Annotated in this window: 15 protein-coding genes and 1 pseudogene; 8 read left to right on the forward strand and 8 right to left on the reverse strand. The window is 47.5% G+C overall.

Annotation, left to right across the window (positions count from 1 at the left end; genetic code table 11):
* Positions 1 to 36: 36 nt before the first annotated feature.
* Both IX31_RS13680 and ypdK read left to right on the forward strand, forming a co-directional pair.
* A pseudogene (locus tag IX31_RS13680) lies at positions 37 to 216 on the forward strand (hypothetical protein); the annotation flags it as partial.
* Positions 217 to 576: 360 nt separating this feature from the next.
* Positions 577 to 651 (forward strand): membrane protein YpdK, encoded by a 75-nt coding sequence (gene ypdK / locus IX31_RS23800; RefSeq protein ID WP_122974041.1) that lies wholly within the window; start codon positions 577 to 579, stop codon positions 649 to 651.
* Positions 652 to 703: 52 nt separating this feature from the next.
* Here the strand turns inward: ypdK and alaC are convergent, their stop codons facing one another.
* A complete protein-coding gene (gene alaC, locus IX31_RS13685) occupies positions 704 to 1942 on the reverse strand; it encodes an alanine transaminase (protein WP_034458970.1) in 1239 nt (412 codons plus the stop codon).
* A gap of 244 nt (positions 1943 to 2186) precedes the next feature.
* On the opposite strand from alaC, the gene IX31_RS13690 reads away from it, so the two are divergent.
* The 3 genes from IX31_RS13690 (at position 2187) to IX31_RS13700 (ending at position 6040) form a co-directional block, all read left to right on the forward strand.
* Positions 2187 to 3428: a DUF1479 domain-containing protein gene (locus IX31_RS13690; RefSeq protein ID WP_034458972.1), complete on the forward strand. Its 1242-nt coding sequence runs from the start codon at positions 2187 to 2189 to the stop codon at positions 3426 to 3428.
* 177 nt (positions 3429 to 3605) lie between these two features.
* Positions 3606 to 5312: a sensor histidine kinase gene (locus tag IX31_RS13695; RefSeq protein WP_034458974.1), complete on the forward strand. Its 1707-nt coding sequence runs from the start codon at positions 3606 to 3608 to the stop codon at positions 5310 to 5312.
* Positions 5309 to 6040, forward strand: coding sequence for a LytR/AlgR family response regulator transcription factor (locus tag IX31_RS13700; protein ID WP_034458976.1), 732 nt, complete (start codon positions 5309 to 5311; stop codon positions 6038 to 6040). The genes IX31_RS13695 and IX31_RS13700 overlap by 4 nt, the downstream gene beginning before the upstream one ends.
* A gap of 72 nt (positions 6041 to 6112) precedes the next feature.
* On the opposite strand, the gene glk is transcribed toward IX31_RS13700, so the two are convergent.
* Positions 6113 to 7078, reverse strand: a complete 966-nt coding sequence (gene glk, locus IX31_RS13705) for a glucokinase (protein WP_034458978.1) — start codon at positions 7076 to 7078, stop codon at positions 6113 to 6115.
* A 222-nt stretch (positions 7079 to 7300) separates the two neighbouring features.
* Here glk and IX31_RS13710 point away from each other — a divergent pair, with 222 nt between their 5' ends.
* Entirely contained in the window at positions 7301 to 8536 is a 1236-nt protein-coding gene (locus IX31_RS13710; protein ID WP_034458980.1) for an ion channel protein, read from the forward strand.
* Here IX31_RS13710 and IX31_RS13715 read toward each other — a convergent pair.
* Positions 8533 to 10191, reverse strand: coding sequence for an alpha-keto acid decarboxylase family protein (locus IX31_RS13715; RefSeq protein WP_034458982.1), 1659 nt, complete (start codon positions 10189 to 10191; stop codon positions 8533 to 8535). The two genes, IX31_RS13710 and IX31_RS13715, sit on opposite strands and share 4 nt — an antisense overlap.
* Positions 10192 to 10374: 183 nt before the next feature.
* Between IX31_RS13715 and mgrA the strand changes: the two genes are divergently transcribed.
* A complete protein-coding gene (gene mgrA / locus IX31_RS13720) occupies positions 10375 to 11364 on the forward strand; it encodes an L-glyceraldehyde 3-phosphate reductase (protein ID WP_034458984.1) in 990 nt (329 codons plus the stop codon).
* Positions 11365 to 11515: 151 nt separating this feature from the next.
* The gene (locus tag IX31_RS13725; protein WP_034458986.1) at positions 11516 to 11872 is read left to right on the forward strand and encodes a DUF2502 domain-containing protein; all 357 of its coding nucleotides are present in this window, start codon (positions 11516 to 11518) and stop codon (positions 11870 to 11872) included.
* A 56-nt stretch (positions 11873 to 11928) separates the two neighbouring features.
* On the opposite strand, the gene IX31_RS13730 is transcribed toward IX31_RS13725, so the two are convergent.
* The 5 genes from IX31_RS13730 to IX31_RS23805 all read right to left on the reverse strand — a co-directional run bounded on the left by IX31_RS13730 (position 11929) and on the right by IX31_RS23805 (position 16016).
* Positions 11929 to 12828: a bestrophin family protein gene (locus IX31_RS13730; RefSeq protein ID WP_034458988.1), complete on the reverse strand. Its 900-nt coding sequence runs from the start codon at positions 12826 to 12828 to the stop codon at positions 11929 to 11931.
* Positions 12828 to 13244, reverse strand: coding sequence for a hypothetical protein (locus IX31_RS13735; RefSeq protein WP_034458990.1), 417 nt, complete (start codon positions 13242 to 13244; stop codon positions 12828 to 12830). The genes IX31_RS13730 and IX31_RS13735 overlap by 1 nt, the downstream gene beginning before the upstream one ends.
* A gap of 73 nt (positions 13245 to 13317) precedes the next feature.
* Positions 13318 to 14223, reverse strand: a complete 906-nt coding sequence (locus tag IX31_RS13740; protein WP_034458992.1) for a LysR family transcriptional regulator — start codon at positions 14221 to 14223, stop codon at positions 13318 to 13320.
* Positions 14224 to 14707: 484 nt separating this feature from the next.
* Positions 14708 to 15946: an Nramp family divalent metal transporter gene (locus IX31_RS13750; protein WP_034458997.1), complete on the reverse strand. Its 1239-nt coding sequence runs from the start codon at positions 15944 to 15946 to the stop codon at positions 14708 to 14710.
* Complete coding sequence (locus IX31_RS23805; protein WP_420535613.1) at positions 15927 to 16016, reverse strand: hypothetical protein; 90 nt, start codon at positions 16014 to 16016, stop codon at positions 15927 to 15929. The genes IX31_RS13750 and IX31_RS23805 overlap by 20 nt, the downstream gene beginning before the upstream one ends.
* Positions 16017 to 16050 lie beyond the last annotated feature (34 nt).

Consider the following 16050-nt stretch of genomic DNA (forward strand, 5'->3'; position numbering starts at 1 on the left):
TTCGGCGGCTTCTTCTCAATTTTGGGTTAAACAGCAATGAAAAAAGTAATGTTGATGTTGGTTATGGCCACAGCACTGGCTGGTTGTAGTTCTCCTGCTCAGCGCATGGCTGATTGCCAGGCTCAGGGGATCAGTAAAGATACCTGTTATCTTGCCGAGCAGAACCGACAAAACTCCATTAATAACGCAGCGATGAAACAGGCAATGGAAAATGCCCACGACGCAGTAAAATAAGTCTGATTGTCATCGTTAACAGGCTCGAATGAGCCTGTTTTTCATCTTATTCCCGTCAGACACAAAATTGCATAACCATTTGAATTTGGTTGATTTTATAGCCACTTATTTATGCGAAATGTAAAGTTTAAAAAATGAATGCCTTAGCCGTTTGTTGACGCTTGTATTTAGCCTGATATGGGGAGTACATTAGCGCCGGCGAATCGATTAATCGCCATCAAAATGCAATATGAAACGGCTATATCGAGTGAAGTAAATCCCAAAACACCCGAACTGCGGTTTCATCTTTCTATACTGAATTTTTAGCAAGATTGCGCGGAAACACGCGCGGAGCAATGTAACGTGAAATATTTCATGATGGGCTTATCGTTCATTTTGTTAGTGTGGATTGGTACGTTTGTGATGATGGTTGAATAACCGGAATATCAAACAATGAGAGACAGGAGCCATAAGGCTCCTGTTTTCGTTTTTATTCGGCTAAATCTGAAGAAGATTTCTGCGTAGTTGGTAATAAGCTGTCCGCCCGGAACATCGCTTTAATACCTCGTACAGCCTGACGAATGCGGTCGCGGTTTTCAATTAGAGCAAAGCGAACATGCGTGTCGCCGTAATCACCAAAGCCAACCCCTGGCGAAACGCACACTTTCGCATCCTGAAGTAGCTTTTTAGCAAACTCAAGCGACCCCATTTGCGCGTACGGCTCAGGAATTTTCGCCCATACATACATCGACGCTTTCGGGCATTCCACCATCCAGCCCGCTTCATGCAAGCCCTTAACTAAGACATCACGGCGGCGTTTGTACTGCTCGGCAATATCTCGCACGCATTCTTGCGGGCCTTCAAGTGCAGCAATCGCCGCGACCTGCAACGGCGTAAATGTGCCGTAGTCATGGTAGCTTTTGATTCGAGCCAGTGCGTTCACCAGCTCTTTGTTGCCCACCATAAAACCGATGCGCCAGCCCGCCATATTGTAACTTTTCGACAGGGTGAAGAATTCAACAGCCACATCACGTGCACCTGGAACTTCCATAATTGACGGGGCTTTCCAGCCGTCATAGACGATATCGGCGTAGGCCAGGTCATGTACCACCAGCACATCGTAACGTTTAGCCAGCGCGACAACTTTCTCGAAAAACTCCAGTTCAACACACTGTGCTGTTGGGTTCGATGGGAAGCCGAGGATCATCATTTTCGGTTTTGGATAGCTTTCGCGAATAGCGCGCTCCAGCTCGGCAAAGAAGTCGACACCTTCCACCAGCGGCACCGAGCGAACCTGCGCACCGGCGATAACCGCACCGTAAATATGTATTGGATAACTTGGGTTTGGCACCAGTACCGTGTCGCCGTGGTCGAGCGTTGCCAGCATCAGGTGAGCCAGCCCTTCTTTCGAGCCAATGGTGACAATCGCTTCGCTTTCAGGATCGATTTCGACGTCATAGCGATCTTTGTACCAGCGCGAAATCGCACGGCGTAAGCGCGGAATGCCTCGGGATGTGGAGTAGCCGTGCGTATCTTCACGCTGCGCCACCGTACAGAGTTTTTCTACGATGTGCGGAGGTGTTGGGCCATCAGGGTTACCCATACTGAAATCGATAATATCTTCGCCGCGACGACGTGCCGCCATTTTCAATTCAGCGGTGATGTTGAACACATACGGAGGGAGACGATCGATACGCGAAAAACGACGTTTTGGACTGGAGTCAGCCATAAATTCCTCAGATTAACGTTAGCGCCCGGACCGTCCGAGCGACGCTGCCACGCGATGTGGCCTGCTTTGAAAATAACCTGAATGAAAATCATCTGTCGAGAGACCCGGTTAAATATTTTTTATTGCACACAAAAGAGGATGCTTCATTTGAAGCTTATCCCTATTTTATTTGATAGATGTGACTTATATTAACCATGTCGCAACAATCAAATAACTTTAATTTCAGAAGACGTGGAGTATCACCATGACCCTACACATCGATGACTTACCGCGCGCAATCCGTGAGATAAAACAAAAACTTCGCCACGAATTGCCTGACTACAGAGCCGTTTTTGAACAACTCGAAGCCGATATGAAGCGCCAGATTGACGCAATCCGTGATGAGATAGCCCGTGGTGAAAACCCGGTGCCACAAATTGACGCCGACGATATCGTCAACAATCGTGTCAGTGAGCAACAAAAAGCCCTGATTCGCCAGCGCGGTTGCTGCACTGTAAAAGGTGTATTTCCACAATCCCAGGCTCAGGCCTGGAATGAAGAAGTGGGAAATTACCTGGAGCGGAATAATTTTGTCGAAAAACTCAAGAATGCTGCAGAAGATAACTATTTCGGTAATCTTGCCGCCAGTAAACCGCAGATTTACGGTATTTACTGGTCTAAACCACAAGTCGAAGCTCGCCAGCATGCCCGTATGAAAGCGGTACAGGTTTTCCTGAATAATTTATGGGAAACCGAAAGCAACGGTAAACAGCACTTCGATCCAAATCGTGTCGTGAGCTACGCTGACCGTACCCGCCGTCGCCCACCTCGCTCAAACTCCCTGGGCCTGTCGCCACATGTCGATGGCGGTTCAGTTGAGCGCTGGCTGGATGAGAATTTCCGCCATGTTTATCGCCATGTGTTTGCCGGTGAATGGCAAAATTACAATCCATTTGCTGCGGAAGGCCGTACCGAAGTACGTGAGTTCCCATCCCCAGCAGTGTGTTCCATGTTCCGTACTTTCCAGGGTTGGACGGCACTTAGCCCTCAACGTAAACACGGTGGCACACTAACCTTACTTCCGATCGCAAACGCAATGGCCTATATCTTACTGCGCGCGCTACAAGACGATGTGCCTGAAGAATCCTTATGTGAAGCGAAGCCAGGACGCGCACTATCCATTAACGAGCAATGGCATCCCCTTTTATTAACAGGGATTTCCTCAATTCCGGATATGGAAGCAGGCGATACCGTGTTCTGGCACTGCGATGTGATCCATGCCGTTGAAAATGAACATCATGGGGAATTTGACAGTAACGTGATGTATATCGCTGCAGCTCCGTGGTGTGAGAAAAATGCTGCATACCTCGAGCGCCAATGGCCAGCATTTGTTGAAGGAAAATCACCGCCAGACTTCGCCGCTGATGATTTCGAAGTGGATTTCACGGGACGAGCCACTCCTGCGGATTTAACTGACGCCGGGCGAGAGCAATTGGGCGGGAAGTAATCGAATCAGTCGTCGGGTATCGCTACGCTAGTCCGATCGACAAAAAGCTGTAAGTCCGTTGTGGGGTGGATTAGCGCAAGCGACATCCACCTTCTTTTCACCAAAAGATACCTTTCTGGTAACCGCTGTGTAATTTCCTTATCATTGCCTTTCCATTCTTTGTCACGCGAGTCACCCGTGCACGAAATTTTTAATATGCTGCTGGCGGTATTTGACCGGGCGGCGCTGATGCTTATTTGCCTGTTTTTTTTGATTCGCATCCGGCTTTTCCGCGAGCTGCTGCATAAAAATGCCCACACGCCCAAAGAGTTATTAGCAGTCACTGCTATTTTCTCGTTATTTGCCTTGTTCAGCACCTGGTCTGGTGTACACGTTGAAGGCTCGCTGGTTAACGTGCGCATTATCGCAGTGATGGCGGGGGGGATCTTATTTGGCCCGTGGGTAGGTATTATCACCGGTATTATTGCCGGGTCACACCGTTATCTAATTGATATTGGCGGCATAACTGCTATTCCCTGCCTGATTACCAGCATCGTTGCGGGCATTATTTCAGGATGGATAAACCGTAAAATACCCAAAGAGAAACACTGGAGTGTCGGCATTATCGCCGGGATGCTATGTGAAACCATGACCATGGTGCTGGTAGTCCTATGGGCACCATCTGTTGAGCTCGGGATAGATATCGTTTCGAAAATCGGTATTCCGATGATCCTAGGAACAGTCTCTATTGGCCTGATAGTGGTGCTGGTGCAAAGTGTTGAGGGTGAAAAAGAGGCCAGTGCCGCGCGCCAGGCCAAACTTGCGCTGGATATTGCCAACAAAACACTGCCACTGTTCCGCAACGTTAATAGCGAATCACTGCGCCAGGTCTGCAATATTATCCGTGAAGATATTAAAGCCGACGCGGTGGCGATAACCGATATCGACAAAGTACTGGCCTACGTCGGTTTTGGGGAAAATAACTATAAACAGAATGACGACGGTATCAGCCCCAGAACGCAGCTCGCGATTCGAGAAGGCAAAATCATTATCCGCAATGATGATGAAGCTTACCGGACGCCGGAAATTCACTCGCTGATAATTATTCCGTTATGGGAAAAAGGTGTCGTCACCGGCACGCTTAAAATCTATTACCGCCACGCACACCAGATAACTTCCACATTACAAGAAATGGCGGTCGGGCTTTCGCAGATTATTTCTACTCAACTGGAAGTTTCTCGTGCGGAGCAATTACGCGAAATGGCAAATAAAGCGGAGTTACGCGCTCTGCAAAGCAAAATTAACCCTCATTTTCTGTTCAACGCCCTGAATGCGATTTCATCGTCTATTCGGATGAATCCAGATACCGCACGCCAGCTTATCTATAACCTGTCGCGCTATCTGCGTTACAACATTGAATTAAAAGATGATGAGCAGATCGACATTAAAAAAGAGCTTTATCAAATTAAAGACTATATCGCTATTGAGCAGGCGCGCTTTGGCGACAAGCTAACGGTGATTTATAACATTGAAGAAGAGGTTAACTGTCTTATCCCAAGCCTGCTTATTCAGCCGTTGGTTGAGAATGCGATTGTTCATGGCGTTCAGCAATGTAAAGGCAAAGGTGTCGTGACCATCAGCGTGGAAGAGAGTGGTAACCGGGTGCGTATTGCTGTGCGCGACACCGGGCATGGTATCGATCCGCAAGTTATTGAACGCGTAGAGGCCAACGAGATGCCAGGCAATAAAATTGGCCTGTTAAATGTGCACCATCGCGTAAAATTACTCTATGGAGAGGGGTTAATTATCCGCCGTCTTGAGCCGGGTACGGAAATTGCGTTTTACATTCCTCACGCCGCAACTGTCGTTCCGCCGTTATTGTCGCAGCAAGGAGGAAATACATGAAAGTTCTCATCGTAGAAGATGAAGTGCTGGCACAGCAGGAGCTTAACTGGCTGATAAAAGAACATAGCCAGATGGAAGTGGTTGGTATCTTTGACGATGGTATGGATGTCCTGAAGTACCTGCAACATCACGAAGTTGACGCTATTTTTTTAGATATAAACATCCCTTCTTTAGATGGTGTGTTATTGGCGCAAAACATCAGTAAATTTGCCCATAAGCCATTTATTGTGTTTATCACTGCCTGGAAAGAACATGCGGTAGAAGCCTTCGAGTTGGAAGCATTCGACTACATTCTCAAACCTTACCAGGAATCGCGCATTATTGGCATGCTGCAAAAACTGGAAGCGGCTTACCAGCAACAGAATGCTCCAGCGTCCGGGAATACGACAAACCGCGAAGCGTTGACGATTAACCTGGTGAAAGATGAGCGAATTATCGTCACTGACATCAACGATATTTATTACGCCGAAGCGCACGAGAAAATGACGTTTGTTTATACGCGACGTGAAGCCTATGTGATGCCGATGAATATCACTGAGTTTTGTAACCGTCTTCCGGAAAGCCATTTTTTCCGCTGCCATCGCTCGTATTGCGTGAACCTGAGCAAAATCCGCGAGATAGAGCCGTGGTTTAACAATACTTATATTTTGCGCCTGCGGGATTTGGATTTTCAGGTGCCGGTGAGTCGCAGCAAGGTAAAAGAGTTTCGTGCGTTGATGCGGTTGTAGAACGGGTGCAAGAAGTTACACACGATTTGTAGGGTGGATGAGCATAAGCGTCATCCACCCTTTTTTAGGCTACTAAAGAACCTGTCCCAGCGTCTGACGCAGATGCGCACCTGCGCCCAGCAGCCCCGGTTGATCGTGAACAATCAAGTAGACAGGGATATTTTGTACGTACTCTTTAAAACGCCCTTTGTCTTCAAAACCGCCACGGAAACCGGATGCTTTAAAGAATTCCAGGAAACGCGGCACTATCCCGCCTGCTATGTAAACACCACCAAATGTTCCCAGCGTCAGTGCCAGATTGCCACCAAAACGCCCCATGATCACACAGAACAAAGATAGTGCGCGACGGCAGTCGGTGCAGCTATCTTCCAGCGCTCGTTCAGTAATATCTTTCGGTTTATAACCCTGCGGCTCACGACCGTCTGATTTAACAATAGCGCGGTACAAATTGACAAGGCCAGGCCCCGATAGCACGCGTTCAGCAGAAACATGGCCAATTTCGGTACGCAGCTCTTCGAGGATAATCCCCTCTTCTTCACTGTTTGGCGCAAAATCAACATGACCGCCTTCACCCGGCAGGCTCACCCAGCGCTTATCAACATGAACAAGATGTGCTACCCCAAGCCCAGTACCTGCACCATAGACCGCAACAGGCTTACCTTCGACTGGCTCACCGCCGCCAAACTTGATCAGGTGCTCATCTTTGATCATCGGAATAGCCATCGAAACAGCGGTGAAATCGTTAATGATTTCCAGATGTTCAAAGCCAAGATTCTTTTTCATCTCAGCGGTAGAGAATGCCCAGGTATGGTTGGTCATCGCTACCCAGTCGCCGGTAATCGGGCAAGCAATTGCGATACAACCGTCAGTCACACTCACACTGTGCTCTTTGAGATAATGCACCACTACCGCTTCAAGGCTTGGGAAATCAAGGCCCGAATAGGTTTTTGCCTGAGTGATGTCGCCATTTTCTACGTTGCACAGTGCCAGACGTGCATTGGTACCGCCTACATCTCCTACCAAAGCATATTTTGTCATTCTTCCACTGCTCCGCTAAAGTCAAAATAAGTCCTGGCAACACTGTAAAATTAGCTAGCCTAAACAACAACGACCAGATGAGAAGTGCCTTGGGATTATAGATCTTCGTCACAAATTAGCTTGACCGTTTCAGCCCTTATTGCTGAAAGGTAAGATGTGTTATCTGGCAGACTGTATGCCGTGACGATTTTGCGTTAAAAAAATTTTAGTTAAGGAAAAATCATGCTCCATCCGCGAGCCAGAACCATGCTGGTTCTTTCAATTCCGGCACTGGTGATTGGGATCTGTTCCAGCTTGGTATTAATTGTGGTGATGAAAGTTGCCGCTGTCTTACAAAAATATTTATGGGTGTCGCTGCCCGCCCGATTTGATCTCGACATGAATTCCCCGATGTGGATTTTATTGATGCTGACCTTCACCGGAATTGCGGTTGGGTTGGTGGTTCGCTATATGCCTGGACATGCCGGCCCTGACCCTGCCACTGAACCGTTGATTGGTGCGCCAGTCAACGTAATGGCATTGCCGGGTTTGATTATTGCGCTAGTGCTTGGGCTTGCCGGAGGTGTAAGTCTCGGCCCTGAACATCCTATTATGGCGGTAAATATCGCGCTGGCTGTGGCTATTGGCGCGCGCTTGTTGCCAAAAGTCGGGGCGCTCGACTGGACGATTCTTGCCGCAGCCGGAACCATTGGCGCATTGTTCGGCACACCGGTGGCAGCGGCATTGGTATTTTCCCAAACGCTCAACGGCAGTAATGATATTCCCTTGTGGGACCGACTTTTTGCCCCCCTTATGGCAGCAGCAGCCGGAGCAATGACCACAGACTTGTTCTTCCACCCTGATTTCTCTTTGCCTTCTTTGCAATACACGGAGCTGCGCCTGGTGGATATTTTCAGTGGCGCCGTGGTGGCCGCTATTGCGATTGCATTGGGCATGGTGGCCGTCTGGTGCCTTCCACGTATGCACCGTTTAATGCACCAGCTAAAACATCCGGTGCTAATTCTTGGTGTTGGTGGCTTTTTGTTAGGTGTATTAGGGCTGATTGGCGGTGAGATCACATTATTCAAGGGGCTGGATGAAATGCGCCAGCTCACCACTGGGCAGCATTACTCTGTAGCAACATTGCTGATGTTTGCAGTGGTAAAACTGGCGGCGTTAGTGATTGCTTCTGCCTGTGGATTCCGTGGCGGGCGCATATTCCCAGTGGTCTTCGTTGCGGTGGCACTTGGGATGATGCTCCACCAGCATGTAGAAGCGGTTCCGGCAGCCATTACGCTATCTTGCGCCATCCTTGGCCTGGTGTTAGTCGTTACGCGTGATGGTTGGCTCAGCCTGTTTATGGCAATGGCTGTGGTACCTGACATCAAACTACTCCCGTTGCTGTGCATCGTGATGCTGCCAGCCTGGCTGATGCTTGCCGGTAAACCGGTAATGATGGCAGAGAAGCCCAGGGTTTAATCCTTAGCGGCGTTTCGCTTAGCCAGCGCGGCCGTAACGGCCTGTAATAATTCGGGAATATCTTGTTTCGGCAGAACGACTTCCACAAGCGTAAGTCGTTCTGCCAACGCCGCCTTCTGCATCACTTCTTCGAGCTGTACTTGCTCTGTTACTCGCCAGCATTGTGCAGGGTTGTGAATATTCATCGCCTGCGGAATTTGCGTCCAGTTCCATGACGCGATGTCGTTATAGCGCTGCTCTGCACCATGGATTGCTCGCTCAACGGTATAACCATCATTATTGAGCAAGAAGATCACTGGACGCTGCCCATCGCGCATCATCGACCCAATTTCCTGAATCGTAAGCTGCGCCGAGCCATCCCCCACCAGCAAAACGACGCGGCGATTCGGACATGCGGTTTGCGCCCCGAATGCGGCGGGCAGCGTATAACCTATCGAGCCCCACAACGGCTGGCTGATAAAAGTTACCCCGGCGGGTAAGGTCAGCGTTGCCGCGCCGAAAGCGGCAGTTCCTTGATCGGCAAGAACAATATCTCCCGCCCGCAGAAATTTTTGAATTGATTGCCAGAATGCATGCTGGTCTAGTTTCCCCCTACCCGCTTCGGGTAGCGCGGGTGGCTTTTGGTTTGATACGGGCCAGCCAGAAACCTGGTGTTTGCACAACTGATGCAAGACCGACACGGCTTCCCCCATAGTAATGCCGCTAAACCAGCGTTCACCTATTCGGGTGGCGTTCGGTTGAATATCTATAGTCTGCTGAAGGGTGAAATGCTGCGTGAATCCGGCGGTAAGCGTATCGGTAAACTTAACACCCACACAGATAACCAACTCGGCAGTTTCAATCGCCTGAATCACCGTTGCATCGCTGGCGGCGGCGCTGTAAGTACCTACAAACCCCTGCTGACCTTCATCAAACAACCCTTTGCCCATCAGCAATGTTGCATGAGGCATGGGAGTGTCATCCATCCAGTGTTGCAACGCTTTTTGCTGCCCAAAACGTAGCGCCAGAAAATCCCCCAATAAGGCCACACTACGGCTTTCCGCCAGACGCTCTTGGGCACAGGCGCGAAATTCTGCCAGTAATCCAGGATCGGTTGGCTGATGCGAGATGAGTAATGGTTTTGTCGGACGAGTAGCGAGAGCCTGGGAAACATCGCTCGGTAATAATAAATAACCAGGGCGACGTTGGGTGAGAGCTTGCTGCAAAACGCGGTCGATTTCGTAACAAGCATTTTCGACTGTGAGGGAAGCCTGGGCCACTGTCACTTCCTGCGCCATTCGCGCAAAGTGCCGGAAATCACCATCGCCTAATGTGTGGTGCATTAACTCGCCGCGCTGCTGTGCCCCAAGGCATGGCGCGCCGACTACATGGATAACCGGTAAATACTCAGCGTAACTTCCAGCGATGCCATTAATGGCACTTAACTCACCAACCCCAAAGGTGGTGAGCACCGCAGCTGCTCCACAACAGCGAGCATAACCATCAGCAGCATATGCCGCATTCAGCTCGTTGGCACACCCCACCCAGGCAAGGGTCGGGTTATTAATCACATTGTCCAGAAATTGTAAGTTGTAGTCACCGGGAACCCCAAACAGATGAGTAATTCCAACCTCGGTGAATCGGTCCAGAAGATAATCTGCGACAGTGTAAGACATAACTCATTCCTTCTCAGAGGGCTTACTGTGAGTATTGGGCATATGTGATCGCTGTCGAGGATCAATGAGAATAAGGGTGTGGAAAGAGGGATTTACACGTAACTGCGGTGTAGTCTGATAGTCAAAGATGTTGTGAAAACGTATACACTAAATTGGGCATTATTCACTTACCGGGAAACTAATATGGTCTATCAGGCAAATCCTGCGCGTTATGAATCAATGGAGTATCGTCGTTGTGGGCGCAGCGGACTCAAACTCCCCGCCATTTCTCTCGGCTTATGGCACAACTTTGGTGACACCACACTACTTGAGAACAGCCGGCAGTTATTGCACCGCGCATTTGATTCAGGGATTACCCACTTGGATCTGGCCAATAACTATGGGCCGCCTCCGGGGTCTGCTGAAGAAAACTTTGGCCGTATCCTGCGTGAAGATTTCCTTCCATATCGTGATGAGCTGATTATTTCGTCCAAAGCGGGCTACACCATGTGGGAGGGGCCATATGGAGATTGGGGATCGCGTAAGTATCTTATTTCAAGCCTTGATCAAAGCCTGAAGCGGATGGGGTTGGAGTATGTAGACATCTTCTATCACCATCGCCCGGATCCCGAAACACCACTTGAAGAAACCATGCGCGCACTGGATACCGTGGTGCGCCAGGGTAAGGCACTGTATGTTGGCATCTCAAATTATCCGGCCGAACTCGCAGCTCAAGCCATTGATATTTTGAACCATCTTGGTACTCCATGCCTTATCCACCAGCCACGTTACTCGATGTTTGAGCGTTGGGTTGAAGGCGGTTTGCTGAATATTCTGCAAGAAAAAGGCGTGGGTAGTATTGCCTTTTCACCGCTGGCGGGTGGCCAGTTGACGGATCGTTATCTGGACGGAATTCCAGCCGATTCCCGCGCAGCCAGCGGCAGCAAATTCCTTAATGCTGGCCAGCTCACCGAGGAAAAACTGGAAAAAGTGCGTAAATTGAATGCTATTGCGCAACGTCGTGGACAGAAACTGTCCCAAATGGCCCTGGCGTGGGTTCTGCGTGGTGACAAAGTAACATCAGTGCTGATTGGCGCCAGTAAAACCAGCCAAATTGATGATGCAGTCGGTATGTTAGCCAATCGCCACTTCACGGCGGCAGAACTAGCAGAAATTGAAGCTATTTTGGTGTAATCGCTATCACTAACTGGTTTAATTACGAGCTAAATTAGCAAAAAGTGCTCTCTTCAGCGAATTAGGAGTTGTGGTGATGAAACACTTGTTTACCACACCTTACTATTGCGTTAACAGACCGCCATGCGGTTACCGTGTTAAAGGAGAGAGTATGTTCAGGTCACTGATTCTTGCGATTGCATTACTGGCATCTGCACCAATGATGGCGAATGCGGGCGAAATCACCCTGCTGCCGTCAGTTAAGCTTCAAATTGGCGATCAGGATTATCGCGGTAATTACTGGGATGGCGGCGGCTGGCGTGACCGTGATTACTGGCATCGTAATTACGAATGGCGTGACCGTGGCTGGCACCGCCATGATAATGGCTATCATCGTGGCTGGTATAAAGACCGTGGCCGTAGCAGCTTTGAGAAAGGTTATCGCGCAGGCTGGAACGATCGTGACGATCATCGTGGCCGAGGCCATGGCGATCATGGTCGTGGGCATGGTGGCGGTCACCGCCATTGATGGAAATGATTTGAAAATGGGAGCTAAGGCTCCCATTTTTTATTACAGCAATTCTATTACAGCAATCGATAGTTTTTATCCGGGGTAATTTTTTCAGGAAGCCTCCCATCATGGATCATTTCCCGTAAATCAATTTCAATGGCATTGCAGATAGCATTCAAGGGTAAATCATTATCTTCCCGACCAAAAGGGTCCTCAAGCTCCGTTGCAATAGCATCAAGCGCAAGCAGTGCGTAAGTGGTAAATAATGAAAATAGCAGGGAAAGAAAGCCAAAGCTATCGATGATCAGCAATGGATAAATCGCACAATAGATATAAATGGTGCGATGTAAAATTAAAGAGTATGCAAACGGAATGGGCGTATTGCTGATACGTTCACACCCACCCTGAATAGTGCTGATATTATTGAGATAATGATTAAAGTTCTGGTAATCCAGAGAGTTTCGCTTATGGCTAAAAAGCCATTTACCAATCTCCTGAAGCAAAGCATTACATGGAGTGGCAACATTAAGCCCTTCAAGCATAAATGGGGCTTGCGAAGTGATCTCTATAGGCATTTTTTCATGTCGCAGCTTCGATTTTAGAATATTGCAATAACATACAATAAAATTGAGCACGACTTTCATCTCATCCTGACTAGCCTCTGTGGTACTTTTTATTTCGCGCATTAAAGAACGGCTTGTAATCAACAAATCGCCCCAAAGTTTTCTGGCCTCAGAATAGCGGATCCATGCAGCATTGTTACGAAAGCCAAGAAAAATAGAAATGGAGATACCAATAAAACCAATCGGGCTTTCTTTTGCTTCAATACCATGCATATGAAATAACGGGAGTAAAAATAGATAAACTATATTCAACATAGCGAAAAAGAGTAGCTGGCACGAGATTTTTCTCATAATAGATCCTCGCCATGAGAACAATCGTCTGAACCAGTGTTGTTCAGGTCTAACTATCATTATTTATCCTTTAAACATAAATTTGCCATATGTTCATAAACAGGAAGTAATTTATTTAAATAATGTTCAAAGATCTGTTTTTTATCAGAGAGAGAAATCATTCCATCCAGGAGTCCTTGTTGATTAATATATGAAGATGGTATGTCCATAATGCTATCTCCCTGAATCAGCGGATGATAGTTAATCATTATTGGTCCTAAAAAACCCGTGCGCTCAATACTGAGTTGTATCATCCCAAAAAGACTGATGGATAACTTATTACTTTGGCAGTTTGCCACCTGATGATGGTATAAACGCTCAGTTAATGTAATGTTCTTTAGCAAAATCAATGTATAGCTATTCCATAAACTATCAACATTCATTTTTTGGCTATAAATGTTTGAGGCATAATCTTTTAATGACAGATATTGCGGCATACCAAAGCGCTCCCACTTAAATTTGAGATTAAATAATAATAATGAAAAAGAAAGGTAGTGAATAATGAACTAACTATTCGGGTTTACTGGTTTTACCGAGTGCTTTGATAGCATCGCTCTGTAGAATAAAATCAATGTAATTACGCAATGTCAAAGTGTTATTTTTATTACTGGGGTAAATCATCCATAATTCAATTTTCTGCACACTCCAGTCGGGCAAAATAATTTTAAGTTGCCCATTTTTAATATAGGACTCCACAATGTACTCGGGCAAAATTGCCATGCCTGTACCTTGTAAAGCTTGTTGCAATATATAAGTCAGGTTATCGCTGGTATGCCGAGAACTCATTACTAATTTATAGCTACTATTTTCTTGAGAAAGAGTGACGCTCTTCCATGTTTGGTGAGTAATTAAATCACATGTAAGCAATTCATCAGGTGAGGTAAAACTTTGCTTTTGTGCATACTCCGGCGTCGCAACAATAAATCGATTAAAGGTTCCCAGAAAACGCCCAATGAAAGAATCATCTGAAGGCTTACCTATTCTGTAAGCAACATCAAAAGTGTCGTTCACCGAACCAAAGAATGAGTCTGCAGTGATCAGTTCAAGTTCAACCTGTGGATTTGCTTTCAAAAATTCATGATGAGGAGCAGGCAAGGCGCTGTACATAAACCCCGGAGGCGCTATTATTCTTAATTTTCCGTTTGGGCTTTCACGTAATAACTGAATGAGCTCATCAGCTCTGAATGCAACATCTATCACTTCCTGACAGTATCGCAAATAACTTTCGCCAGCATATGTCAGCGAGATCTTTCGCGTTGTTCGATTGAGCAACCGTAAGCCAAGATATTCTTCAAGCTCACTTATTTGCTGGCTGACGCGAGATTTCGTCATATTCAATTCTTCAGCGGTTCTTGTAAAATTGCCGTTTTTTACCAGCGCGGCAAAAAGAGCCATATGATTAAAATGTTTGAACATGACAAAACCCTGATGTTTCTAAACGTCAGCATAAATCATACATAACATGATGTGGAATGGACAGAGCTGATTGTTCAACAAATCATACTCATTTGTTCTGTAAGTAGTAGCTAATCAACAGTGTCTTAGTAGGTATGATTACCCGTGTTCTGGCACCAATATATACAAGGTAATCTATAAATAATGTGGACAATGATAGCTAATAGAAAACTACTGAGCATTCCGCTTTTGGGAATATTATTGCTCAATACATTTATTGACGTATTCTTGGGTGCTATTGCACTAGGGCATCACAACTTCATGATTGTTGGTGTGTTAGCAATCGCGTTTGCAATTCAGGGAATGTTTATGGTTCACGCAATCAGGAATATATTCTGCTGATTCAATGGGCAAAGGGATATCAATGGTTACGGCGTCATGCATGAATAAACAGATAAAGATGTAGCCTGCGACCACAAAGCTGTAGTCGCAGAAGGCGGTAAATCTATAACCCCAAAGCCGTACCAACCAGCAGCCACAAGTTAAGCGCCACCACTATAGCCACAATCACCCACCCCACATGTTTTACCAACCGGGTATTGACTAAATCCCCCATCAATTTCTCATTGCTGGTGAAAATCAGAAGCGGTACCAGCGCTAGTGCGATACCAAAACTGAGCAGTACCTGGCTCATGACAAGAACGCGCGTTGGGTCAAGTCCCATCAGGATGACAATAAATGAAGGTGCCATAGTGACTGAGCGACGAACCCACAGTGGTATATAGAAGCGCACAAACCCCTGCATCACGACCTGCCCTGCTAGCGTGCCGACAACAGTTGATGACAGTCCCGCCGCAACCAGACTCAATCCGAAGATAGTCGCCGCTGAATGGCTTAAAAGTGGCTCCAGTGTGAGATATGCCTCGTCAAGATCGGCAACGCCTGTATGTCCTGAGAAGTGAAACGCAGCAGCGGCCGTTGCCATCATCGCCAGATTGACAAACCCGGCAATCGTCATTGCAATACCGACATCCCATTTTGTCGCTGAGTAACGTTCAGCGCGGTTGCCGCCGTGTAGATGTTGAGTCAGTGACGAGTGCAGGTAGATGACATGCGGCATAATAGTCGCCCCCAGCACGCCTGCGGCTAAAAATACCGCTTCACTGGTCGGTAAACTTGGGATCAACATCCCTTTGCCCAATTCAGTCAGTTTAGGCTGCGAGAAAATCAACTCCACGATATACGCAGCAGCCACAAACAGCAGTAAACCGCCGATTACTTTTTCGAGAGGTTTTTGGCCGCGCCTTTGCAGCATCAATATCAGGAAAGTCGCAATCCCGGTCAGCACCGCACCTTGTAATAGAGAAACACCGAGGATCAACTTAAAACCAATCGCAGCACCAATGAATTCGGCCAGATCGGTCGCCATGGCAATGATTTCGGCTTGTATCCAGTACAACCATACAACCGGACGCGGATAGTGGTCACGAATCTGTTCGGCGAGGTTCTTGCCGGTGGCAATCCCTAATTTTGCCGACAGAATCTGGATGAGCATTGCCATCAGGTTCGCCCACACCACTACCCATAGCAATTTATAGCCAAAGCTTGCCCCGGCCTGAATGTTGGTCGCAAAGTTGCCAGGATCGATATACCCGATAGCAGCGATAAAAGCCGGCCCCATCAACGCCAGGCGTAATCTGCGCGCTGTGCGGGTGCCACTGTTGTCAACGCGACTGTTTGTCATCATCTGCCTCTGAGATATAGCCTTTGCTATGTTTCAAACTATCAAAAATGAGAATGATTATCAAATTCATTTAAGTGAGATAAACTGATTGCTCTGATAGATGA

This window comes from Buttiauxella noackiae (assembly GCF_000737905.1).
Taxonomy (GTDB): domain Bacteria; phylum Pseudomonadota; class Gammaproteobacteria; order Enterobacterales; family Enterobacteriaceae; genus Buttiauxella; species Buttiauxella noackiae.

Bases quoted from the DNA above. Each gene is read 5' to 3' on its own strand.
- IX31_RS13750 (WP_034458997.1), bottom strand. From the start codon at position 15,946: ATGACAAACAGTCGCGTTGACAACAGTGGCACCCGCACAGCGCGCAGA.
- IX31_RS13715 (WP_034458982.1), bottom strand. From the start codon at position 10,191: ATGTCTTACACTGTCGCAGATTATCTTCTGGACCGATTCACCGAGGTT.
- mgrA (WP_034458984.1), top strand. From the start codon at position 10,375: ATGGTCTATCAGGCAAATCCTGCGCGTTATGAATCAATGGAGTATCGT.
- IX31_RS23805 (WP_420535613.1), bottom strand. From the start codon at position 16,016: ATGAATTTGATAATCATTCTCATTTTTGATAGTTTGAAACATAGCAAA.
- IX31_RS13690 (WP_034458972.1), top strand. From the start codon at position 2,187: ATGACCCTACACATCGATGACTTACCGCGCGCAATCCGTGAGATAAAA.
- IX31_RS13700 (WP_034458976.1), top strand. From the start codon at position 5,309: ATGAAAGTTCTCATCGTAGAAGATGAAGTGCTGGCACAGCAGGAGCTT.
- IX31_RS13740 (WP_034458992.1), bottom strand. From the start codon at position 14,223: ATGTTCAAACATTTTAATCATATGGCTCTTTTTGCCGCGCTGGTAAAA.
- IX31_RS13710 (WP_034458980.1), top strand. From the start codon at position 7,301: ATGCTCCATCCGCGAGCCAGAACCATGCTGGTTCTTTCAATTCCGGCA.
- glk (WP_034458978.1), bottom strand. From the start codon at position 7,078: ATGACAAAATATGCTTTGGTAGGAGATGTAGGCGGTACCAATGCACGT.
- IX31_RS13730 (WP_034458988.1), bottom strand. From the start codon at position 12,828: ATGATAGTTAGACCTGAACAACACTGGTTCAGACGATTGTTCTCATGG.
- IX31_RS13735 (WP_034458990.1), bottom strand. From the start codon at position 13,244: ATGCCGCAATATCTGTCATTAAAAGATTATGCCTCAAACATTTATAGC.
- IX31_RS13725 (WP_034458986.1), top strand. From the start codon at position 11,516: ATGTTCAGGTCACTGATTCTTGCGATTGCATTACTGGCATCTGCACCA.
- alaC (WP_034458970.1), bottom strand. From the start codon at position 1,942: ATGGCTGACTCCAGTCCAAAACGTCGTTTTTCGCGTATCGATCGTCTC.